Below are 23,340 nucleotides of genomic sequence, written 5' to 3'. Positions count from 1 at the left end.
TTAAACCATCCCCCGCAAATAGTGCCCCGTAAAGCTGCGCTCTTCCTTCACGACATCCTCCGGCGTGCCTTCGGCGACGATTTCGCCGCCGCGCACGCCGCCGTCGGGGCCGAGGTCGATCAGCCAGTCGGCGGTCTTGATCACGTCCAGATTGTGTTCGATCACCACCACCGAATTGCCCTGATCGACGAGGCGGTGCAGCACCTCCAGCAATTTGCGCACATCCTCGAAATGAAGCCCGGTCGTCGGCTCGTCCAGGATATAGAGCGTCTGCCCGGTTGAGCGGCGCGCCAGTTCCTTGGCCAGTTTCACGCGCTGCGCCTCGCCGCCGGACAAGGTCGTCGCCTGCTGCCCGACCTTGACATAGCCCAGCCCCACCTCGTTCAGCATGCGCATCTTGTCCCGGATGGGCGGCACGTTTTCAAAGAAGGTTTCCGCATCCTCGATCGTCATGTCGAGCACGTCGGCGATCGAGTGCCCCTTGTGCCGCACCTCCAGCGTTTCGCGGTTGTAACGCTTGCCGCCGCATTCCTCGCACGTGACATAGACGTCGGGGAGGAAGTGCATCTCGATCTTGATCAGCCCGTCGCCCTGGCATGCCTCGCACCGGCCGCCCTTCACGTTGAAGCTGAAGCGGCCGGGTTTGTAGCCGCGGGCCTTCGCCTCCGGCAGGCCGGCGAACCAGTCGCGGATATTGGTGAAGGCGCCGGTGTAGGTCGCCGGGTTCGAACGCGGGGTGCGGCCGATGGGGGACTGGTCGATCTGAATGACCTTGTCGCAGTTTTCGAGGCCGGTGATCTTGTCATGGGCGCCCGCGATGATGCGCGCGCCGTTCAACGCCCGCGCCGCGCCGGCGTGCAGCGTGTCGATGGTAAAGCTGGACTTGCCCGAACCCGACACGCCGGTGATGCAGGTAAACGTGCCGAGCGGGATCGACGCGGTGACGTTGCGCAAATTGTTGGCGCGGGCGCCGTGGACCGTGATTTTCTTCTTGTTGCCCTTGCGCCGCTCGGTCGGGACGGCGATTTCGCGCGTGCCGTTGAGATATTGGGCGGTGAGCGATTTTTTGGATTTCAGCACCTGTTTCAAAGTGCCTTCGGCGACGATCTCGCCCCCGTGGACGCCCGCGCCGGGGCCGAGGTCGACGACGTAATCGGCGGCGCGGATCGCATCCTCGTCATGTTCGACGACGATCACCGTATTGCCGAGATCGCGCAGGCGTTTCAATGTTTCGAGCAGGCGGTCATTGTCGCGTTGGTGCAGGCCGATGCTGGGCTCGTCGAGGACGTAGAGCACGCCGGACAGCCCGCTGCCGATCTGGCTGGCGAGGCGGATGCGCTGGCTTTCGCCGCCCGACAGCGTGCCGCTGGTGCGGTCGAGGTTGAGGTAGTCGAGGCCGACATTGTCGAGGAAGCCGACGCGTTCGTCGATCTCCTTCAATATGGCGGCGGCGATCTGGTTCTGCTGATCCGTCAATTTGGAGGGCAGGTCCTTGAACCAGGCGAGCGCGTCGGAGACGGACAGGCGCACGGGGCCGGAGATGCTCTCGCCCGCGACCTTCACCGACAGCGCTTCGGGTTTGAGGCGGGCGCCGCCGCAGGTCTCGCATGGTTGCGCGGTCTGGTAGCGGGCGAGTTCCTCGCGCATCCAGGCGCTTTCGGTTTGCAGCATGCGGCGGTTGAGATTGCCAATGACGCCCTCGAACGGCTTTTTCACCGTGTAGCTTTTGCGCCCGTCCTTGAAGGTGAGCGGGACGGCCTTCCCCTTCGTGCCGAACAGAATGGTGTCGTGCACGGCTTCGGGCAGTTCGGCCCACGGGGTGGCGAGGTCGAAATCATAAGCGGCGGCGAGGCTCGACAACACCTGCATGTAGTAGGGGGACGGCGGATTGGACTTCGCCCAGGGCACCACCGCGCCTTTCTTGAGCGAAAGATGTTCATTGGGCACGACCAGCTGCGGATCGAACAACAACTTTTCGCCCAGCCCGTCGCAGGCCGGGCACGCCCCTTGCGGCGCGTTGAAGGAGAACAGGCGCGGTTCGACCGCCTCGATTGTAAAACCGCTGACCGGGCAGGCGAAGCGTTCGGAGAACACGATGCGATTGGCGGGCAGCCCTGCACCCTTGAGCTGGCCGCCGGTGGCATTGGTGGCGCCTTCGCCCTCTTCCTCGCGCCCCGGCACGACGCCGTCGGCAAGGTCGACATAGGCCAGCCCGTCCGCGAGTTTCAGCGCGGTTTCGAAACTGTCGGCCAGCCGCGTCTCGATCCCCTCGCGCACGGCGAGGCGGTCGATCACGACCTCGATGTCGTGCTTGAACTTCTTGTCGAGCTTGGGCGCGTCGGCGATTTCGTGAATTTCGCCGTCGATGCGCACGCGGGTAAAGCCCGCCTTCTGCCATTCGAGCATTTCGCGGCGATATTCGCCCTTTCGCCCACGCGCCACGGGGGCGAGCAAATAGAGCCGCGTCCCTTCGGGCAGTTCCATCACCCGGTCGACCATGTTGGAGACGGTCTGCGCCTCGATCGGGAGGCCGGTCGCGGGGCTGTAGGGGACGCCGACCCGCGCCCAGAGCAGGCGCATGTAATCGTAGATTTCCGTCACCGTCGCCACGGTCGAACGCGGGTTGCGGCTCGTCGTCTTCTGCTCGATCGAGATGGCGGGCGACAGGCCGTCGATATGTTCGACGTCCGGCTTCTGCATCATCTCGAGGAATTGCCGCGCATAGGCGGACAGGCTTTCGACATAGCGGCGCTGCCCCTCGGCATAGATCGTATCGAAGGCGAGGCTCGATTTGCCCGACCCCGACAGGCCGGTGATGACGATGAGGCTGTCGCGCGGAAGGTCGATGTCCACGCCTTTGAGGTTGTGTTCGCGCGCGCCGCGCACGGAAATCTTGGTAAGGGCCATGAAAGGTCGTGTTCCGCAAATGTTCGCGCCAGTCAAGCATGCGTCGGGGGCAATCGCCGCGCCGTGGCGTGTCGGTGAAAATGATGTGCCATCCATGTGGGCGCGGGCCACGCGATTGCAACCGAGCGGGCACGGGTTGCGTGGCGCCGTCACCGCGCCGGAACCCGGATCCGCCGACCGTCGTTATGCGCCCATGAAAATCGCTCCCCTTCTGTGCGCCGCGCTCGTCTGCGCCTGCTCACCCGCCGCGGATGATACGGATCCGCCCACGCAGACCGCCGCGCAGGACGGCGAAACCACCACGCCGGACGCGCCGGACGCCGCGCCCCCTTCCCCCGGCCAGCCCGCACCGATGACAGACGTGCCCGAGCGGTTTCGCGGCCAATATGCGCAAAAGGCCGAGGATTGCGGCCCCCGCTTTGCCGCCATTCCGACGCAGGAACCCGTCACCCTGCGGAGCGATGACGTGCGTTTTTTCGAAACGGGCGGCCCCATCACCCATGTCGAGGTGGACGGCGATGCCATTGCGGTCACGCTCCGCGAAACGGTCGGCCCGGACGAGCATGCGCGCGCGATCTATCTTGCCCTCAACGGCGACGGGACGGTGCGCTATCGCCCGGGCGATGGCGAGGATGTGCGCCGCTATATCCGGTGCGGGGAACAGGACGCCGCGCAATAATCGCGCTTGCGCTCCGCAACGCCGGTGTTCAGCATGGGCGCGCGGAATGGGAGATACGCGATGATGGCAGGAAAACACGCGCTCTGGCTTGGCGCGATGGCGATGACGCTGGGTGGATGCGCGACGACGCCCGTGCCCGCAACGCCTGCGCCCGCATCGCCCGTGGCGCCGCCATCGCCGCAGGTTCCGTTCGCCGCCGCGCCGGGCGGTGATGCCGCCCCGTCGCGCGCGGCATCGGCGGACACGGCGGCCGCGCGCATCTGTGCGCCGTTCCTCGATCCGGGGGAGGACACGGAAGAGATCGTGCTCACGGGCGCAAGGGTCAGGCCCGCGCCGGGCGCGCCGCCTGTAAACCGGACCGCCGGGTCGCCGCCGCCTCCCCCGCCTCCACCGCCACCGCCACCGCCGCTGGCCAGCGCCGCGCCAATGGTCCAGCCGCAGATCGGCTACGCCCCCGCGGCGCAGAGCCGCGAACGCTATGCCGGCGAGGAGGTCGCCGATGTGCAGCGCGTTGCCGAGGCGCCGGTGTCCACCTTCGCGGTGGATGTCGACACCGGCAGCTACGCCAATGTGCGGCGCATGATCGGGGACGGCGACCTGCCGCCGCAAGCCGCGGTGCGGACCGAGGAGATGCTCAACTATTTCCGCTACGCCTATCCCGCGCCGGGCGCGGACGGGCCGCCCTTCACCATTTCCGCCGACATGGCGCGAACGCCGTGGAATGCGGAGACGCGCGTGCTGCGCATCGGGTTGTCGAGCGCGGCGCCGCACCGGGAGACGCGCGGGCCAGTCAATCTCGTTTTCCTCGTCGATGTGTCGGGTTCCATGGCGACGCGGAACAAGCTGCCGCTGGTGCAATGTTCGCTGGCCCTGACGGCGGAGCGTTTGCGCCCCGACGACCGGGTGAGCATCGTGACCTATTCGGGCCAAACGCGCGTCGCTCTCAAACCCACGAACGACAAGCCTGCGGTGATGAACGCGATTGCCGGGTTGTCGGCAGGCGGGTCGACGGCGGGGGGCGCGGCGATCGAACTCGCCTATGATCTGGCGCGGCAGAACTATCGCGCGGGCGAGGTCAATCGCATCATGCTGGCCACCGATGGCGATTTCAATGTCGGCCTGACCGATACGGATGCGCTGATCGACATGGTGGAGCGCGAGCGGGAGGGCGGCATTTCGCTCACCACGTTGGGCTATGGCACGGGCAATTACAACGAGGCGATGATGGAACAGATCGCCGACCACGGGAACGGCAATTATTTCTATATCGACCGCGCGGAGGAAGCGGCCAAGGTGCTGGACGAGGAACTGGCCGCGACGCTCGTCACCATTGCAAAGGATGTGAAGATACAGGTCGAGTTCAACCCGGCCCATGTCGCCGAATATCGCCTCATCGGCTATGAAAACCGGGCGCTCGCCGAACAGGATTTCGCCAATGACCGGGTCGATGCGGGCGAGATCGGCGCGGGCCACCAGGTGACCGCGCTTTACGAGATCGTCCCGGCGGGTGCGAAGGGATGGTTTCCCGAACGCCGGTACGAGGCCAATGCGCGCCCCATCGCGCGCGGCGACCGGTCGGGCGAGATGGCGGTGGTGCGTCTGCGGTATAAATTGCCGGAGGGTGCGCGGTCCATGTTGATCGAACGGGCGGTCCCCGCGGGCATGATCGCGGATGCGGAACCGGCGCGCGGGGACATGGCCTTCGCGCTTGCCGTGGCGGGATATGGGCAGGCCCTGCGCGGGGATGACAGGCTGGGCGCGTGGACATTGGACGACAGCGCCGCGCTGGCCCGGACGCAGGGGGGCACCGGCCCGCTTCGCGCGGAATTTGCCGATCTCGCCGCGCGGGCCGCCGGGTTGATGCGCGGCGATTCCGCGCCGTAGCGGCCGCCGTGCACAGGCTTTTCGTCGGCATCCCCCTGCCCGAAGCGATTGGCGATGCGCTGATCGATACGATGGACGGGATCGAGAATGCGCGCTGGCAATCGGATGCGCAATTGCATCTCACGCTGCGCTTTATCGGCGAGGTGGACCGCCCGCTTGCCAATGATGTCGCCGATGCGCTCTCCCGCGTGGTGCAGGACGCCTTTCCGCTGCGTTTCGAGGGGATCGGCCATTTCGCGCGCAAGGGGCGGGCGACGGCGGTGTGGGCGGGGGTGCCACGTTGCGACCCGCTGCTCACATTACAGCGCAAGGTCGAGCAGGCGTGCCGCGCGGCGGGGTGCGAGCCGGAGACGCGGCGCTTCATGCCGCATGTGACGCTGGCCCGGCTGAATTTGGCGAGCGGTTCGATCGGCGATTTCCTGCGCGCGCATGCCACGCTCCGCACGCCGCAGTTCGAGGTGGATCGCTTCGTCCTTTATGAAAGCCATCTCAGTCGCGGCGGATCGCATTACGAGCCGGCGGTGTCCTACCCGATGCGGTGACACGCGTGGCGCGCAGGCGGATCGGGCATTGGATTCGCGGCGCAATCGGCATGACCCGCCCGTGGCCCCCGGCTTATCCGGTCCGCGAACGGATTTTTTGCGCCCTGTCGTGGGACATCCCTACCGTGACGGGCGAGTCGGCGTCAATTGTTTGAAAACCCTGCATTTTACCAGGCGGCTTAATTTGCGCACCGCGGAATGTCCGTGAATTGTCGTAAAGTAAAAATTTACCAACAAATCAGATAGATAGTCCGATTTTGGATAGAAAAATTCTTTTCTCGTCCAAAGAACAATGATCCCATCGCATCAATCGAATGAAAGGGACGCAACCCGATTTGTCATAGGTGCGATATGTATTCTGGCTCAAGCTTTACGGGAATTCCGGCTATTATCTCTAGTGCGGCGGTTCTATTTTCCTCATCGTTCTTATTTTCACAGAATTCGCGGGCACAGACTATTACTCCGGTGGTCGATGTCTGCTCCGGTATTCAACTTGATCCTTCGCTCGTCACCGATGTCATCGCGACGGTCAATCAACCGGTGATCGGAAATCTGGAATCGGTGCTCGGCGGTCTTACGCTCGGCGTGGTGGATCTTGGCCTTTCGGATGCGCTCGACGATGCGCGCAACGGCGATCCCATTGCGGTGACCGTGCTCGACAGCGACGGGCAGATCGTGGGGCCGGGCGATTGCGATCTTGCGGCGGACAGCCTCTCGCTCAACGCGCAGGGCGGGATCGCGATCGGCGGCAATGCGATTACCGGGCTCGGCGCGAACGGGCGGCCCGCCTCGGCCGGCGCGCTCGACGCGATTGCGTTCGGGAATGGTGCGCGGACCGCGTCTGGCGCAGGCGGGGCGATCGCCATCGGTACGGGCGCCGACGCGGATGCCGCGAACAGCGTCGCCATCGGCAGCGGCGCGGTCGCATCACGCGGGGCGCTGACCGGCTATACCGTCGACGGGCTTGCCGGAACGCAGAGTTCGGTCGGCGAGTTTTCCGTCGGCGCGCCGGGCGCGGAGCGGCAGATCACGAATGTCGCCCCTGGAACGCAGGCGAGCGACGTCGCGACGGTCGGTCAGGTTCAGGGTGCGCTCGACGCGATTGCGGGCGTCGATACGCGCGCGGTGCAATATGACAGCGCACAAAACACGCTCGTCACGCTGGCCGGTTCGGGCGGAACGCGGATCACGAATGTGGCGAGCGGCGCCATCGCGGCCGGCAGCAGCGACGCCATCAACGGCGCGCAACTCTTCGCCACGAACCAGGACGTTGCGGGCAATACGTCCGCCATCGCCAATCTCGATACGCGAATTTCGGATACGAACGTGCAGGTCGCGGCCAATTCGATCGACATTGCCAACCTCGGGACGCGGATCGACAATATCGCGGCCGGCGGCGGCGGCGGCGGTGGCGGCGGTGGCTCCGATGCACAATTCGATCAGATCGTGCAGACCGTCAACGCGATCGATCAGAGGGTGTCGACCGCCAACACGACCATCACCAACCTTCAGACGCAGATCAGCCAGCTTTTGAATGCCGAACCGGGCGTCGTCGGCGAGGACGGCGATGTCGTGGTCATCAACGAGATCGTCGAGACCGTCACTGAGAACACCACCATGGTGGAGAACCTGGAGCAGATCGTGGAGGATCAGGGCGACGATGCAGCAGCGATGGATGTCCGCATCGCCAGCAACACCACCAATATCGAGCGGATCGAGGGGCAGCTCGACACGGTTCCGGTGACCTATGTATCGGACGCCGACGATACGGTGCGCAGCGATGTGCCGACCAATACGGTCGCCTTCATCGCGGCGGATGGCGAGACGGTCCGGGTCACGGACGTGGCCGCGGGCGACGTCTCTTCCGGCTCGACCGATGCGGTGAACGGTGCACAGCTTGCCGCCACGAATGCGGCGGTCGCGGCCAATCGCACCGACATCGACGACATTTCGACCAGCCTTCGCGGAAGCACGGTCGTGGCCGTGCAATATTCGAACGCGGACCAGTAGGCCGTGTCGAACGGCGGTACCATCACCAACGATGTCACGCTGGTCGGTGCGGACGATACGGCGCCGGTCGCGCTTCACAATGTCGCGAACGGGACGCTGGCCAATGATGCGGTGAATGTCGGCCAGATGGAGGCCGCGATGGCCGGAACCATGGCCTATGCCGATGCACGGCTGACCGAGGCTCTCGATTACACCGATGCACGGTTCGCCGCGCTCGATTACGACCTTCGCGAGGCGCGCAAGGAAAGCTTTGCCGGGACCGCCGGGGCGATGGCCATGGCCGGATTGCCGCAGGTCGTCGAGGCCGGCACGCGCATGATCGCCGGCGCGGTCGGGCATTTCAGGGGACAGACCGCCTTCGCCATCGGCGCATCGCTCGCCGCGAACGAGGGGCGAACCGTCTTCAAGCTCAATGGCTCGATCGATACGAAGGGATATGCAGGGGTTTCGACCGGCGCGGGATTTGCGTTCTGAACCATTGTAGGCCGGTTCGGCCATGACACGGCCGCCCCCTTTTCATGAAAGGGTGGCGGTCGTTTCATTTGCTATCAATGTCCGGTTCAACCATGAGGCGTTATCACGTCGTACATGTTTGACAGGAGGAACGATTTGACGCGGACAGGATTACTGGCGAGCGCAGCTTTTGCGCTGACCCTTGGGGGATGCGCGACGATGGACAATGACGCAATGACCCCGGCGACCGGCGCCGCGGCGCTTCCGGGAAGCGGCGGCATGCCGGACATGAGCGCGGTCCCGCAGGCGACCGGCGTGTTCGCCGCCCCGTCCGACCTGCCCTTTCACGCGCCCGATTTCACCGCGATCGAGGACAGCGATTACCTGCCCGCGATGCGTCAGGGCATGGCGATTCAAAAAGCCGAGGTCGCGGCCATCGCCAATAATCCGGCGGCGCCGACCTTTGCCAACACGATCGTGGCACTCGACGCGTCGGGCCAGTTGCTGGGCCGTGCGGCGCGGGCATTCTATGCCGTGACGGGGGCCAATACGAACGACACGCTGGACGCCGTCGAAACCGAGATCAGCCCCGAGATGGCGTCGCATTCGGATGCGATCTACCTCAACGCGCCTCTGTTCGCGCGGGTGAAGGCGGTTTACGACAATCGCGCCGCGATGAGCATGACAGTCGACGATGCCGCCCTGCTCGAAGAAACGTACAAGCAGTTCGTCCATGCCGGCGCCAACCTGTCCGATGCGGACAAGGCCCGCCTGCGCGATCTCAACACGCGCATGTCGACGCTCACCACGCAGTTCGGGCAGAAGGTCACCGCAGGCACCAATGATGCCGCGCTGATCGTGGCGGACCGGGCGATGCTCGCCGGGTTGACCGATGCGCAGATCGAGGCCGCGGCCGATGCGGCGTCGTCGCGGGGCAAGGCCGGGCAATATGCGCTGGTGCTACAGAACACGACGCAGCAGCCGCTGCTCTCCAGCCTCGACAATCGGGAAACGCGCCGCCGCCTGTTCGAGGCCAGCCTGACGCGCAATTCGCAGGGCGGTGAGGACGACACCAACGGAATCGTCCTCGAACTCGTCAAGCTCCGCGCCGAGAAAGCGGCGCTGTTCGGCGAGGACAATTTCGCCGAATGGCAGATGTACGACCGCATGATCGAAAGCCCCGATGCGGCGATCGAATTCATGCGCGGCCTCGCCCCCGCCACGGCGCAGGCGCAGACGCGCGAAGCCGCCAAGCTGAACGCGATGATCCGTGCCGAGGGCGGCGATTTCACGGTGCAGCCGTGGGACTGGAGCTATTACGCGGAGAAGGTGCGCAAGGCGGAATACGATCTCGACGAGGATGAGATCAAACCGTATTTCGAGATGAACAACGTGCTCGAAAACGGGGTGTTCTATGCCGCGAACCAGCTTTACGGCCTGACCTTTGCAAAGCGCGACGACATTCCCGTCTATCACCCCGATGTCACCACCTATACGGTGTTCGACCGCGACGGGTCGGAGCTGGGCCTGTTCTATTTCGATCCGTATCAGCGCGAGAGCAAGCGCGGCGGGGCGTGGATGTCGAACTTCGTCGATCAGTCGCATCGCGACGGCACGAAGCCGGTCATCTACAACGTGCTCAACATCCCGAAGCCCGGCGCGGGTGAGCCGACGCTGCTGACCTTCGATGAAACCACGACGATGTTCCACGAATTCGGCCATGCCCTGCACGGCTTCTTCGCGGATCAGGAATATGCATCGATGTCGGGCACGGCGGTCGCGCGCGATTTCGTCGAATTCCCGTCGCAGATGAACGAGAAATGGGCGAGCGAGCCGCGCGTGCTGGCCAATTATGCCAAGCATTACCGCACGGGTGAGCAGATCCCGCAGCAGTTGATGGACAAGATCGACGCGGCGGCGAAATTCAACCAGGGCTTTGCCCTTGGCGAGACGCTCGCCGCGGCGATGATGGACATGTCGTGGCACACGTTGACCCCGGCGCAGGTGCCGACCGGCGTGGCCGCGTTCCAGACGCGCGCGCTGGCCGATACCGGGCTGAATACCGGCATGGTGCCGCCGCGTTATAGCTCGCCCTATTTCCGGCACGTGTTCGGGGGCAGCTCCTACTCAGCCGGCTATCACGCCTATCTGTGGACCGAGATGCTGTATCACGATGTCGGCACCTGGTTCGACGCCAATGGCGGCATGACCCGCGCGAATGGCGATCGGTATCGCGATGTGGTGCTGTCGCGCGGTGGGACGCTCGATTACGGGACGGCGTTTCGCACGCTGACCGGGCATGACCCGCGGGTGGAGCCGATGCTGGAGGCGCGCGGTTTCATTCCGGGCGATTCCGAACCGACGAATGCCGACGAAACCGGCTGATTCCCGAATCTGGTGACGTAAGATCGGACCAGCCGGGGCAACCCGCGCCGGTCCGGTTTGCGTTGTGGCCGCCGCTATGCGCGATGGGGCGATTGCGGCGCGGGGGTGCCGGATGAAACGCTGGAAACGGGGTTCGACTAACCCCCGCCCTTCCCGCGCCAGCGAAGCGAACGCGCGTTCAACGCCGGCAGCAGCGCCGGGTCGGCAAGGCAGCGTTCTCCCAATCCGATTGCGCGGTGCAACATGTCCGGCGGTGCGTGGCGATAGGCCGGGCGCCACACGACATGATCGTACCACCGCCCGCCGCACGCATGGTCGAGCAGGATGCGGGCAAAGCAATGATCATGCCGCACCGGCCAGCCGTGCGATGCGGCCACGCGGGGCAGATTCTCGCGCGTGAGCCACAGCCATCTGTTTTCAAGTTCGTCTCGCCGCATATGCGATCCGGTCTAGCGCGCGGCGGAAAAGCGGACCAGCCCCGGCGTGGACTTGCACGCGGATGCGCTTCTTGATATTGCGAAGTGTTATCAAAGATTGTTGGCGCCCTATCGTTTTGGCGGTTGCAATCGGGTGTTGCGGCGCCTACCCACCCTATCAGAAGGCCGTGCCGCGATTGTTCGCGGGCTGTCGCTGCGCGCACTGGTCCGGACCCGCGAATGCGAAGAGGAATACTGACCTGATGGCACGCAAGAAAATTGCCCTGATCGGCTCGGGCATGATCGGCGGAACGCTCGCCCACCTGGCTGCGAAGAAGGAAATGGGCGACGTCGTCCTGTTCGACATTGCCGAGGGCATGCCCCAGGGCAAGGCGCTCGACCTGTCGCAATGCGGCCCGGTCGAGGGTTTCGACGCGAAGATCACCGGCACGAACGACTATGCCGACATCGCCGGTGCCGACGTCGTCATCGTCACCGCCGGCGTTCCCCGCAAGCCGGGGATGAGCCGCGACGATCTGCTCGGCATCAACCTCAAGGTCATGAAATCGGTCGGCGAGGGAATCAAGAACAACTGCCCCGACGCCTTCGTCATCTGCATCACCAACCCGCTCGACGCAATGGTATGGGCCTTGCGCGAATTTTCCGGCCTGCCGCATGAAAAGGTCGTCGGCATGGCGGGCGTGCTCGATTCGGCGCGTTTCGCGACGTTCCTCGCGTGGGAATTCGACGTGTCGGTGAAGGATGTGAACGCCTTCGTCCTGGGCGGCCATGGCGACACGATGGTGCCGGTCCTGTCCTACTCCACCATCAGCGGCATTCCCGTTGCCGACATGGCGAAGATCAAGGGCGTGGACACCGTGCGTCTCGATGAAATCGTCGACCGTACGCGCAAGGGCGGCGGCGAGATCGTCGGCCTGCTCGGCAATGGTTCGGCCTATTACGCCCCGGCAACGAGCGCGATCGCCATGGCCGAGGCCTATCTCGGCGATCAGAAGCGCATCCTGCCCTGTGCCGCGCATCTGACCGGCAAATATGGCGTCGACGGGCTCTATGTCGGCGTTCCCGCGGTCATCGGCAAGGACGGCATCGAGGATGTCGTCGAGATCGAATTGAACGACGAGGAAAAGAACAATCTGCAGGTCAGCGTCGATGCGGTGAAGGAACTGCTCGAGGCGTGCAAGGGGCTCGACGGCTCGCTCGCCTGAGCCCGGCCGCCTGTCAATCAAGAGGAGATCGAGATGAGCATTCTCGTAGACAAGAATACCAAGGTCATCACGCAGGGGATGACCGGTTCGACCGGCACGTTCCACACGCAGCAGGCGCTGGATTACGGGACGCAGATGGTCGCGGGCGTGACGCCGGGCAAGGGCGGCACGACGCATATCGGCCTGCCCAATTTCAACACCGTCGCCGAGGCGAAGGCCGAAACCGGCGCGACCGCATCGTGCATCTACGTGCCGCCGCCGTTCGCCGCCGACTCCATTCTCGAGGCGATCGACGCCGAGATGGAACTGATCGTGGCGATTACCGAGGGTATCCCCGTGCTCGACATGGTGCGGGTGAAGCGTGCACTGGAAGGCAGCAAGTCGCGCCTCATCGGGCCGAACTGCCCCGGCGTGCTGACCCCCGGCGAGTGCAAGATCGGCATCATGCCCGGCTCCATCTTCAAGAAGGGCAGCGTCGGCGTCGTGTCGCGTTCGGGCACGCTCACCTATGAAGCGGTGCATCAGACGACCGCCGTGGGCCTTGGTCAGACGACCGCGGTCGGCATTGGCGGCGACCCCGTCAACGGCACGAATTTCATCGACGTGCTCGACCTGTTCCTGTCCGACGACGAGACCAAGTCGATCATCATGATCGGCGAGATCGGCGGCAGCGCCGAGGAAGAGGCCGCGCAGTTCATCAAGGACGAGGCCGCCAAGGGCCGCAAGAAGCCGATGGTCGGCTTCATCGCGGGCCGCACCGCGCCTCCGGGCCGGCGCATGGGCCATGCGGGCGCCATCGTTTCGGGCGGCCAGGGCGGCGCCGACGACAAGATCGCGGCGATGGAGGATGCGGGCATCCGCGTTTCGCCTTCCCCGTCCAAGCTCGGCGAGACGCTCGACGCTCTGCTGAAGGAAATGGCCTGAGGCCGCGGGTGGGCCGGATCGCGACATGCGCCATAGGGCGCTGCGTGATCCGGCTCGCCACGATTTTCATATTTTCGCCGGAACCCCCGGCAGGCTGCGAGATTGAGCGCCATGGCTAACGACAATTCGTCCCCCCTCCCCGACCTCGATTACGACGGACCGCAGCAAGGTCCGAGCTGGGCGCGCAAAGCCTGGCCGATGACGGGTGACGGAGCGTTCGACGATCTGACGCAGGCGCTCGACCCCACGCGCATGAAGGCCGAGGTCAAGGACGCGGCCAAGAAAAAGGGCGCCCCGGTCGATGAAAAGGCGGTCGAGGCCGCCGCCGATGCGTCGGTCCGCGCGATGCTGCTGCTGCGCACCTATCGCGTGCGCGGGCACCTTGCGGCCGATCTCGATCCGCTGGGTCTTTCCCATCGCGAGCTTCCCGCCGATCTCGAACCGGAATATCACGGCTTCAAGGGCGACGATCTCGACAAACCGGTCTATATCGGCGGGAATCTGGGCCTGGAATGGACCACGGTTCGGGAGATGGTCGACATCCTGCGCGCCAATTATTGCGGCAGCGTCGGTCTCGAATACATGCACATTTCGGACGTGGAGGAGCGCCGCTTCCTTCAGGACCGGATGGAAGGCGCGGACAAGTCCATCGACTTCACCTTGATGGGCAAGAAGGCGATCCTGTCCGCCGTGATCCGCGGCGAGCAGTACGAGAAGTTCCTCGGCAAGAAATATGTCGGGACGAAGCGTTTCGGCCTCGACGGCGGCGAGGCGATGATCCCCGCACTGGAATCGGTCATCAAATATGGCGGCGCGATGGGCGTTCGCGAGGTGGTTTACGGCATGGCCCATCGCGGTAGGCTGAACGTGCTCGCCAATGTCATGGGCAAGCCCTACAAGGTGATCTTCCACGAGTTTTCGGGCGGCAGCGCCAACCCCGAGGATGTCGGCGGTTCGGGCGACGTGAAATATCACCTCGGCACGAGCACCGACCGCGACTTCGACGGCATCAAGGTGCACATGAGCCTCGTGCCCAACCCCTCCCACCTTGAGGCAGTCGATCCCGTCGTTCTGGGCAAGGTCCGCGCGCAGCAGACGTTCCACGACGACATCGGCACCGACGAGGAAGGCCGCGGAAAGCACAAGCAGGTGCTCCCCGTGCTGATCCACGGCGACGCGGCGTTTGCGGGACAGGGCATCGTGTGGGAATGCCTCGGCTTTTCGGGCATTCGCGGATACAACACCGGCGGCTGCATCCATTTCGTCATCAACAACCAGATCGGCTTTACCACCAGCCCGCAATTCGCGCGGTCCAGCCCCTATCCCTCCGACGTGGCGAAGGGGGTCATGGCGCCCATCCTGCACGTCAATGGCGACGATCCCGAAGCGGTCACGTTCTGCTGCAAGCTGGCCATCGAATATCGTCAGAAATTCGGGCGCGACATCGTGATCGACATGTGGTGCTATCGCCGCTTCGGCCATAACGAGGGCGACGAGCCGAGCTTTACGCAGCCGCTCATGTACAAGCAGATCAAGAACCATCCCGGCGTCGCCGCGCTCTATAGCGAGCGGCTGCGCGAGGAAGGCGTGATCGACGCCGAGTGGGAGAAGGAGCAGGAAAAGAGCTTCACCGACCATCTCGAAGAAGAGTTCGCCGCGGCCAAGAGCTACAAGCCGAATCAGGCCGACTGGTTCGCAGGCCGGTGGTCCGGCCTCAACAAGCCGGCCGACCCGGAAACCGCGCGGCGTAGCGTCGACACCGGGATCGAGGGCAAGCTGTTCGACAGCCTGGGTCGCACGCTGACGACTGTGCCGGACGATCTCAAGATCCATCGCACCCTGGGCCGCGTGCTCGATGCAAAGCGCGAGATGTTCGACGGGAAGTCGGGCTTCGACTGGGCCACGGCGGAGGCGCTGGCCTTCGGTTCGCTGGTATCCGAAGGGTTCGCGGTGCGGCTGTCGGGTCAGGATTCGGGCCGCGGCACGTTCTCGCAGCGGCATGCCGCCTGGGTCGATCAGGAGGACGAGCGCAAATATATCCCGCTGTGCCAGGTGCCGCATGGGCGGTTCGAGGTCTATGACAGCCCGCTGTCCGAATATGGCGTGCTGGGCTTCGAATATGGCTATGCGCTGGCCGATCCCAAATCGCTTGTGCTGTGGGAGGCGCAGTTCGGCGATTTCGCCAATGGCGCGCAGATCATGATCGACCAGTTCATCGCCGCCGGCGAAGCGAAATGGCTCCGCGCCAATGGCCTCGTGATGCTGCTTCCACACGGGTACGAGGGGCAAGGACCGGAGCACAGCTCCGCCAGACTCGAACGGTTCCTGCAGCTGTGTGCGGGCGACAACATCCAGGTGTGCAACATCACCTCGCCCGCGAATTATTTCCATGTCCTGCGGCGGCAGATGCTGCGCCCGTTCCGCAAGCCGCTCATCATCATGACGCCCAAATCGCTGCTGCGGCATCCGATGGCGCGGTCGGCACGAGACGAATTCCTGGGCGATCGTCATTTCCGCCGGATCCTGTCCGACACGAAGGACATCGCGGACGAGAAGGTGAAGCGGCTCGTGCTGTGTTCGGGCAAGGTCGCCTACGACCTGATCGAGGCGCGCGACGCCGCAGGGCAGGACGATACGAGCATCGTTCGCATCGAGCAGCTCTATCCCTTCCCCGGCGAACCGCTGGCGACCCGCATCGCCCGCATGAAGAACGTGGAGGAAGTGGTCTGGTGTCAGGAAGAGCCGCGCAACAATGGCGCATGGTTCTTTGTCGAAAGCCAGATCGAGCAGGCGCTCGCCGAAGCCGAAGCGCCGGTGCGCCGCCCCCGCTATGCCGGGCGGCAGCCTGCGGCCTCGCCCGCGACCGGTCTGGCCTCGCGCCATGCAGAACAGCAGGCAGCCCTTGTTTCCGATGCCCTCGGCCTGTCGGTCGAAGACGAAATCCGGCGGCGCAAGTGAGGGGCACAAGCCCCCTCCCCGCCATCAGCATGACCGGCATGACGCCGCGAAAGGACGCGTAAGCGATGAGCACCGAAGTCAAGGTTCCCACCCTGGGTGAAAGCATCAACGAAGCCACCGTCGGCGAATGGCTGAAACAGCCGGGCGACCGGGTGGAGGCCGACGAGCCGATCTGCAGCCTGGAGACGGACAAGGTCGCGATCGACGTGAACGCGCCTGCCGCCGGCGTCATGGGCGAATTGATGGCCGAGGTCGGCGACAATGTCGAAGTCGGCGCACTCATCGCCACGATCGAGGAAGGCAGCGGCGGCGGCGCCAAGCCCGCCCCCAAGCCCGCCGAGGCGAATGACGAGCCGAAGCCCGCCCCCGCGAAGCAGGATGGTGGCGATGCGGCGCAGGGTGGCGACGGCGCCGATGCCGCGGTGCTGTCGCCGGCGGTGCGTCGCGCCGTGCTCGAACACGGGATCGACCCCGCCGGGATCAAGGGATCGGGCAAGGACGGACGCCTGACCAAGGAAGACGTGCTGGCCGCCGCGAAGGCCCGCGATGCAGGCGGCGCCAGCACCAGCGCCCCTGCCCCCGCCCCCATCGCGCCCGCAGACGGCGGCGGCCGCAATGTCGAGCGCGTGAAGATGACGCGCCTGCGCCAGACCATCGCGAAGCGGTTGAAGAGCGCTCAGGACAATGCGGCGCTGCTCACCACCTTCAACGATGTCGACATGACCGCCGTCATCGAGGCGCGCACCCGGTACAAGGATCTCTTCGCCAAGAAGCACGACATTCGCCTTGGCTTCATGGGCTTTTTCGCAAAGGCGGCGTGCCTTGCGTTGAAAGACGTGCCGTCGGTCAATGCGCAGATCGAAGGGGACGAGATCCTCTATCACGACTATGTCGATATTTCGGTGGCCGTGTCGGCGCCGAACGGGTTGGTCGTGCCGGTCGTGCGCGATGCCGACAAGAAGGGCTTCGCCCGGATCGAGCAGGACATCGCCGATTTCGGCAAGAAGGCGAAGGACGGCACGCTCACCATGGACGAGATGAAGGGCGGCACCTTCACCATCTCCAACGGCGGCGTGTTCGGATCGCTGATGTCGACGCCGATCATCAACCCGCCGCAGAGCGCGGTGCTCGGCCTGCACCGGATCGAGGACCGTCCGGTGGCCATCGACGGCAAGGTCGAGATTCGCCCGATGATGTATATCGCGCTGTCCTACGACCACCGGCTGATCGACGGGCGCGAGGCGGTGACCGCGCTCAAGATCATCAAGGACGCGATCGAGGATCCGACGCGCATCCTGATCGACCTTTGATTGTTCGCGCCCGGTGGCGGGCGCACCCGATACCGGCCAGCACTGGCCCGACAAGATGAACGAGATGGAACATGGCTGAATTCGACTTTGACGTTATCGTGATCGGCTCCGGCCCCGGCGGTTATGTCGCCGCGATCCGGGCGGCGCAGCTCGGGCTGAAGACGGCCTGTGTCGAGAGCCGGGAAACGCTGGGCGGCACCTGTCTTAACGTCGGGTGCATTCCGTCCAAGGCGCTGCTGCACGGCTCCGAGCTGTTCGAAGAAGCGCACGGCGGCACCATGGCCAAGTTCGGCGTGATGGCGGATAATGTCACGCTCGACCTGCCGGCGATGCAGGGCGAAAAGGAAACGGCGGTCAAGGAGCTGACCGGCGGGATCGCGTTCCTGTTCAAGAAGAACAAGGTCACCTGGCTCAAGGGCCGCGGCAGCTTCGTCGACAAGCACACCGTGCAGGTCGGCGAGGAGCAGCATTCGGCCAAGAACATCATCATCGCGACCGGCTCGTCCGTGACCCCGCTCCCCGGTGTGGAGATCGACAACGAGGGCGGCATCATCGTCGACAGCACGGGCGGCCTCGCGCTCGACCGCGTGCCGGAGAACATGGTCGTCATCGGTGGCGGCGTCATCGGCCTGGAGCTGGGCAGCGTATGGCGCAGGCTTGGTGCGAAGGTCACGGTCATCGAATATCTCGATACGCTGTTGCCCGGCATGGACGCGGATATCCGCAAGGAAGCGGGCAAGATCTTCAAGAAGCAGGGCATGGAGCTGAAGCTCAAGACCAAGGTCACCGGCGTCGAGGTAAAGGGCAAGACCGCCACGCTCACCATGGGAGCCGGCCAGCGGCGGCGATGCCGAAACGCTCGAGGCCGATTGCGTGCTCGTCGCGATCGGGCGGCGGCCGAACACGGACGGCCTCAATCTGGGCGCCATCGGCCTTGAGCCGAACGAGCGCGGCCAGATCGTGCCCGACCATGATTTCCGCACCAAGGTCGACAGCGTGTGGGCCATCGGGGACGTGATCCCCGGACCGATGCTCGCGCACAAGGCCGAGGACGAGGGCATCGCCGTGGCCGAAAACATCGCGGGCGAGCAGGGCATCGTCAATCACGCGATCATTCCCAACGTGGTCTACACCATGCCCGAGATCGCAGGCGTCGGCATGACCGAGGCCGAGGCGAAGGCAGACGGCCACGAGGTGAAGGTCGGCAATTTCCCGATGATGGCCAACAGCCGCGCGAAGACCAACCGCGAACCCGATGGTTTTGTGAAGATCATCGCCGATGCGAAAAACGATCGCGTGCTGGGCGCGTGGTGCATCGCGTCGCTTGCCGGCACGATGATCGCACAGATTGCGCAGGCGATGGAGTTCGGCGCGACGAGCGAGGACATCGCCTATACCTGCCACGCGCATCCGACCCATTCGGAGGCGATCAAGGAAGCGGCCATGGCCGTGCGCGGCAAGCCCATCCACATCTGATCCGGCCGGTCCCATGGACGGCCCCGCCCTGCCGCCGTTGCTCGACCTTGCGGGCACGGCGGTCTTTGCGCTGACCGGGGCGCTGCTCGCCGCGCGACTGCGGCAAAGCTTCGTGACGGTGTGTTTCTTTGCGCTGGTCACTGGGGTCGGCGGCGGGACGGTGCGCGATCTCCTCATCGATGTGCCGGCGTTCTGGATCCGGTCGGAGCAGGTGGCGCCGGTGGTGTTCGCCGTCGCGCTGATCGCGTGGTTTACGCCGTCGCGATGGTGGGAGGGCCGCTTGCTGGAATGGGCGGATGCCGCGGGGCTGGCCGCGTTTGCGGTGCTGGGTACGGCGAAGGCGATGGCCTATGACGTGGCGCTGTTGCCGGCGATCGTCCTGGGCGTGGTGTCGGGATGCGTCGGCGGGATTATCCGCGATGTCCTGGCGGGCGTGCCGTCGATCCTGATGCGGCCCGAGCTATATGTGACCGCGGCGGCGCTTGCCGCGTCCGGCTGTGCCATACTGACGATGATGGGTCTGCCGCAGGGGATTGCCTGGAGCGTGTCCGCGCTGGCCGGTTTCGCATTGCGGGGGGCGGCGCTTGTCTGGCGCATCGAGCTTCCGGCCTATTCGCGCGACGATTGAGGCAGGAAACGCGCCCGGGCGAGATCGACCCGCCGGGCGCGCCATGGCTTAACGCAGGCCGCGAATATTGTCGAAATCGAGGTAATTCACGCGGCCACGATCGGTTCGGCATTCGAAGCGTCCCGAATCCCAGCCCCGCATATCGTTGCGATAGCCGCGATAATCGCCGCCCCAGCCATTGCCGTAACGTCCGCCGCGATAGCCGGTGTCGACGGCGATGCGCCCCTTCACCCGGTAACCGTCGCGGCGACGGTCGACATCGCGAATGTCGGTCACGTCCACCCGGCGGAACCCGCGGCGATAGGCTTCGCGCTCAGCCTGGCGAATGCAACGTTCGACGGCATCGCGCGCCGAACCGCCTCGGTAATAGGAATTGCGATTGTCGTAACGGCGATCGTAGCGCCGGTCATAACGGTCGTCGTAACGGTCGCGATAACGATCGTTGCGCCCGCCCGAGGTCGCGATCGCCGCGATCCCGCCCAGGATCAGGGCCCCTGCGATAATGTCGCCAGTATCGATGCCACGGTCGCGCCGGTCGGCATAGGCAGGCGAAATACCGGTCGCCAGCATCGTGCCGGCGGCGGCAGTACCGACGATGGCCTTCATCACGGGCGATTTCATTACAGGGGTCATGGGCGGTTCCTTCCTTTGGCAGGGGTCGGGGCGGGATTGCCCGTCAGGAACCGGTATAGCCGGGGGTCAATGTGCCCCGACTGAACCCCGCGGATATGTTTCGTTCATATTCGCGGGGTTCATCCTTAATTTTACTGATCGTCGCTCGGCGTAAAGCCTGTCCAGTGGGCGAGGAAGCCCATGATGTCCGAAAACTCTTCGATGATCTTCGCAACGGGTTTGCCGCTGCCGTGCCCGGCATTGGTTTCGATGCGAATGATGCGGGGCCGTTCGCCGAGTTCCGCATCCTGAAGCGCGGCGGCATATTTGAAGCTGTGCCCCGGAACCACGCGGTCGTCGGTATCCGCCGTGGTGGTCAGGATGGCGGGATAATCGGTGCCGGACCGGATATTGTGGTACGGCGAATAGCTGCGCAGGATACGCCAGTCGTCCTCGCGATCGGGGTAGCCGTAATCATCGACCCAGTACCGCCCGGCGGTCCAGCGATCGAAGCGCAGCATGTCCATCACACCCACAGCGGCATGCACCGCGTCGAACAAATCGGGCCGTTGATTCGTGACGGCCCCCATCAGGAGCCCGCCATTCGACCGCCCCTCGATCGCGAGCTGATTTTCGCCCGTGACATCGTTCGCCTTCAGCCATTCGCCCGCGGCGATGAAATCGTCGAAGACGTTCTGCTTGTTCGCGCGGCGGCCGGCATCGTGCCACGCATCGCCATATTCGCCGCCGCCGCGCAGGTTCGCCATCGCGTAGACGCCGCCCCCCTGGAGCCAGGCCATGCGCGTCGCGCTATAGGACGGGGTCAGCGAGATGTTGAACCCGCCATAGCCGTAGAGCATCGTCGGCGCGGGGCCGGTCACGTCCTTGCGCTTGACGATGAACATCGGGATCTCGGTCCCGTCCTTCGAGGGGTAGAACACCTGCTCCACGCTGTAATCATCCGGATCGAAGGTCAGGTCGACCGTCGCGAAATCGCGCGTGGCGCCGGTATCGGGGTCGAGCTTCATGATCGTGCCGGGCGTCGTGAAGGACGAGAAACCGAACCAGGCATCGTCGTCGCCGGGCTCTCCGCTGATCCCGCCGACGGAGCCGATGCCGGCCAGGTCCACTGTCCCCGCGCTCTCTCCGCCGAGCGTATAGCGGCGCAGCTGTGATGCCGCGTCGACGAGGTAGCTTGCCACGATGCGGTCGCCGACGATTGCCGCGCCTTCGAGGTTCTGCTCCGCCTCGGCCACCACGTCGGTGAATTGCGGCGTGTCGCCCGACAGGTCGACCATAGTGATCTTCTTGAGCGGTGCGTCCTTGCTCGATACGAACCAGAGCCGGTCACCGATCCCCTCGATCAGGTCCCACTGCGCCTCGGGCTCCGCGATGAGCGTCATCGGCGTCCAGTCGCCGCGCCCCACCGGGATCAGATGCACGCGCGAGGTCGGGTCGGTGCCCTCCGTGCTGTTGATCACGACCCAGCGACCATCACTCGTCGTGCTGGCCACATGGCCCAGCTTTGGCATGTCGGGGGTCGCATAGACCGGGCGGTCTTCGGACTGCGGCGTGCCGATCTTGTGATAATACACCGCCTGGTTGTAATTCAGCGCCTGAAAATCCTGTCCCGCTTCGGGTTCGGGAAAGCGGGAATAGAGGATGGCGTCATCCCCGAGCCAGGTCAGGCCGGTGAATTTCGCCCATTCGATGCTGTCCTCGAGCGGTTCCCCGGTGGCGGTATCGACGAAACGGACGGTGCGCCAGTCGCTTCCCCCCTCCTGCACCAGATAGGCGAGGAGCCGTCCGCTCTTGGACGTCTTCCACCCGGCAAGGGCGGTCGTGCCATCATCCGACCACGCGTTGGGATCGAGCAGGACGCGCGCGCTCCCGTCGATGGTCTCGGCATCGGCGTCGGCGATCATCAGGACGTTCTGATTCTGAAGCCCGGTGTTGTGTTCGTAGAGAAGCGCACCCCCGGCCTTCACCGGCGTGCCGAAGCGCTCGTAGTCGAGCAGCTGCGAAAGCTTCTTTTCGAAGAACGCGCGCTCGGGCAATTGCTTGAGATAATCGTCTGCATAGGTGCTTTGCCGCGCAACCCAGTCGGCCACCTGGGCGTCGTTGCGCACGTCCGCCTCAAGCCAGCGATAGGGGTCGGCGACCTGTTCGCCGAAGAATGTCTCGACGACATCGCCGCGCTTCGTTTCGGGATAGTCGGGGCGGGTCGGTTCGTCGGTCTTCACGGCGGAGGGCGCTCCCTGAGCCGAAACCTGCGCGGGCACAACCGCGATCGCGGCAAGCGATACGGCACCCAGCAGGCCGGCCATGCGTTTGGCTGAAATCATGCAATCATTCCCTCTTCGATCTGTTCTGCGCAACAGATGCGCAATCCGCACCGCGAATACAAGATTTCAGATGAAACGAGGATGAAGCCCATGAAAAAGGCGCCGCGGAACCATTGTCCCGCGACGCCCTTCGTCATTCGTTTCGTGACGCGATCAGGCGTCTTCGAATTCGTCCTCGGTCTGCACCGGACCCGAATCCTGACCCTTGGCATCGACATCGCGGTCGACGAGTTCGATGATCGCGATCGGGGCGGCGTCCGATGCGCGGAAGCCGGCCTTCACGATGCGCGTGTAACCACCTTCACGATCCGCGTAGCGCGACGCCAGCGTATCGAACAGCTTCACCAGCTGCGTATCGTCCATGAGACGCGCCTGCGCGAGGCGGCGATTGGACAGGCCGCCCTTCTTCGCCAGCGTGATCAGCTTTTCGATATAGGGGCGCAGTTCGCGCGCCTTGGGCGTGGTGGTCTTGATCTGCTCGTGCTTGATCAGGGCGGCGGCCATGTTGCGCAGGAGGGCCTTGCGGTGGCCCGTCTTGCGCTGCAGCTTGCGGCCGGACATTTTATGACGCATTTCAATCTTCCT

Annotated in this window: 16 protein-coding genes and 1 pseudogene; 12 read left to right on the top strand and 5 right to left on the bottom strand. The window is 64.7% G+C overall.

All coding sequences use genetic code 11. The features are described from left to right. Positions 1-2,907: an excinuclease ABC subunit UvrA gene (gene uvrA / locus JD971_RS11990; RefSeq protein WP_202083691.1), complete on the bottom strand. Its 2,907-nt coding sequence runs from the start codon at positions 2,905-2,907 to the stop codon at positions 1-3. A gap of 193 nt (positions 2,908-3,100) precedes the next feature. Between uvrA and JD971_RS11985 the strand changes: the two genes are divergently transcribed. The 6 genes from JD971_RS11985 (at position 3,101) to JD971_RS11960 (ending at position 10,860) form a co-directional block, all read left to right on the top strand. Beyond that, the gene (locus JD971_RS11985) at positions 3,101-3,586 is read left to right on the top strand and encodes a hypothetical protein (protein WP_202083689.1); all 486 of its coding nucleotides are present in this window, start codon (positions 3,101-3,103) and stop codon (positions 3,584-3,586) included. A gap of 60 nt (positions 3,587-3,646) precedes the next feature. Next, on the top strand, positions 3,647-5,470 hold the full coding sequence (locus JD971_RS11980) for a von Willebrand factor type A domain-containing protein (protein WP_236672075.1): 1,824 nt from the start codon (positions 3,647-3,649) through the stop codon (positions 5,468-5,470). Positions 5,471-5,478: 8 nt separating this feature from the next. Continuing rightward, entirely contained in the window at positions 5,479-6,012 is a 534-nt protein-coding gene (thpR, locus tag JD971_RS11975; protein ID WP_202083687.1) for an RNA 2',3'-cyclic phosphodiesterase, read from the top strand. A 465-nt stretch (positions 6,013-6,477) separates the two neighbouring features. After that, positions 6,478-8,022 (top strand): hypothetical protein, encoded by a 1,545-nt coding sequence (locus JD971_RS11970; RefSeq protein ID WP_202083686.1) that lies wholly within the window; start codon positions 6,478-6,480, stop codon positions 8,020-8,022. 3 nt (positions 8,023-8,025) lie between these two features. Beyond that, positions 8,026-8,496: a YadA-like family protein gene (locus JD971_RS11965; protein ID WP_202083685.1), complete on the top strand. Its 471-nt coding sequence runs from the start codon at positions 8,026-8,028 to the stop codon at positions 8,494-8,496. 198 nt (positions 8,497-8,694) lie between these two features. Further along, positions 8,695-10,860, top strand: a complete 2,166-nt coding sequence (locus tag JD971_RS11960; RefSeq protein WP_236672074.1) for a M3 family metallopeptidase — start codon at positions 8,695-8,697, stop codon at positions 10,858-10,860. Positions 10,861-10,997: 137 nt separating this feature from the next. On the opposite strand, the gene JD971_RS11955 is transcribed toward JD971_RS11960, so the two are convergent. Continuing rightward, entirely contained in the window at positions 10,998-11,297 is a 300-nt protein-coding gene (locus tag JD971_RS11955; protein WP_202083684.1) for a GCN5-related N-acetyltransferase, read from the bottom strand. Positions 11,298-11,539: 242 nt separating this feature from the next. Here JD971_RS11955 and mdh point away from each other — a divergent pair, with 242 nt between their 5' ends. The 6 genes and pseudogenes from mdh (at position 11,540) to JD971_RS11925 (ending at position 19,798) form a co-directional block, all read left to right on the top strand. Further along, complete coding sequence (mdh, locus tag JD971_RS11950; protein WP_202083683.1) at positions 11,540-12,502, top strand: malate dehydrogenase; 963 nt, start codon at positions 11,540-11,542, stop codon at positions 12,500-12,502. A gap of 33 nt (positions 12,503-12,535) precedes the next feature. Next, positions 12,536-13,426: a succinate--CoA ligase subunit alpha gene (sucD, locus tag JD971_RS11945; protein WP_202083682.1), complete on the top strand. Its 891-nt coding sequence runs from the start codon at positions 12,536-12,538 to the stop codon at positions 13,424-13,426. A gap of 111 nt (positions 13,427-13,537) precedes the next feature. Beyond that, on the top strand, positions 13,538-16,384 hold the full coding sequence (locus tag JD971_RS11940) for a 2-oxoglutarate dehydrogenase E1 component (RefSeq protein WP_202083681.1): 2,847 nt from the start codon (positions 13,538-13,540) through the stop codon (positions 16,382-16,384). 65 nt (positions 16,385-16,449) lie between these two features. Continuing rightward, complete coding sequence (gene odhB, locus JD971_RS11935; RefSeq protein ID WP_202083680.1) at positions 16,450-17,694, top strand: 2-oxoglutarate dehydrogenase complex dihydrolipoyllysine-residue succinyltransferase; 1,245 nt, start codon at positions 16,450-16,452, stop codon at positions 17,692-17,694. Between the two features lie 71 nt (positions 17,695-17,765). After that, positions 17,766-19,170, top strand: a pseudogene (gene lpdA, locus JD971_RS11930) (dihydrolipoyl dehydrogenase). Between the two features lie 13 nt (positions 19,171-19,183). Then, the gene (locus JD971_RS11925) at positions 19,184-19,798 is read left to right on the top strand and encodes a trimeric intracellular cation channel family protein (protein ID WP_202083679.1); all 615 of its coding nucleotides are present in this window, start codon (positions 19,184-19,186) and stop codon (positions 19,796-19,798) included. A gap of 48 nt (positions 19,799-19,846) precedes the next feature. Here JD971_RS11925 and JD971_RS11920 read toward each other — a convergent pair whose 3' ends face one another. From JD971_RS11920 to rplQ, 3 genes are all read right to left on the bottom strand, one after another. Further along, positions 19,847-20,431 (bottom strand): hypothetical protein, encoded by a 585-nt coding sequence (locus JD971_RS11920; RefSeq protein ID WP_236672073.1) that lies wholly within the window; start codon positions 20,429-20,431, stop codon positions 19,847-19,849. 131 nt (positions 20,432-20,562) lie between these two features. Beyond that, a complete protein-coding gene (locus JD971_RS11915; protein WP_202083678.1) occupies positions 20,563-22,755 on the bottom strand; it encodes a prolyl oligopeptidase family protein in 2,193 nt (730 codons plus the stop codon). A 153-nt stretch (positions 22,756-22,908) separates the two neighbouring features. After that, a complete protein-coding gene (gene rplQ, locus JD971_RS11910) occupies positions 22,909-23,328 on the bottom strand; it encodes a 50S ribosomal protein L17 (RefSeq protein ID WP_202083676.1) in 420 nt (139 codons plus the stop codon). Between the last annotated feature and the right edge of the window lie 12 nt (positions 23,329-23,340).

The organism is Croceicoccus sp. YJ47 (genome assembly GCF_016745095.1).
Lineage (GTDB): Bacteria > Pseudomonadota > Alphaproteobacteria > Sphingomonadales > Sphingomonadaceae > Croceicoccus.
This window is presented reverse-complemented; position numbering and strand designations above follow the sequence as displayed.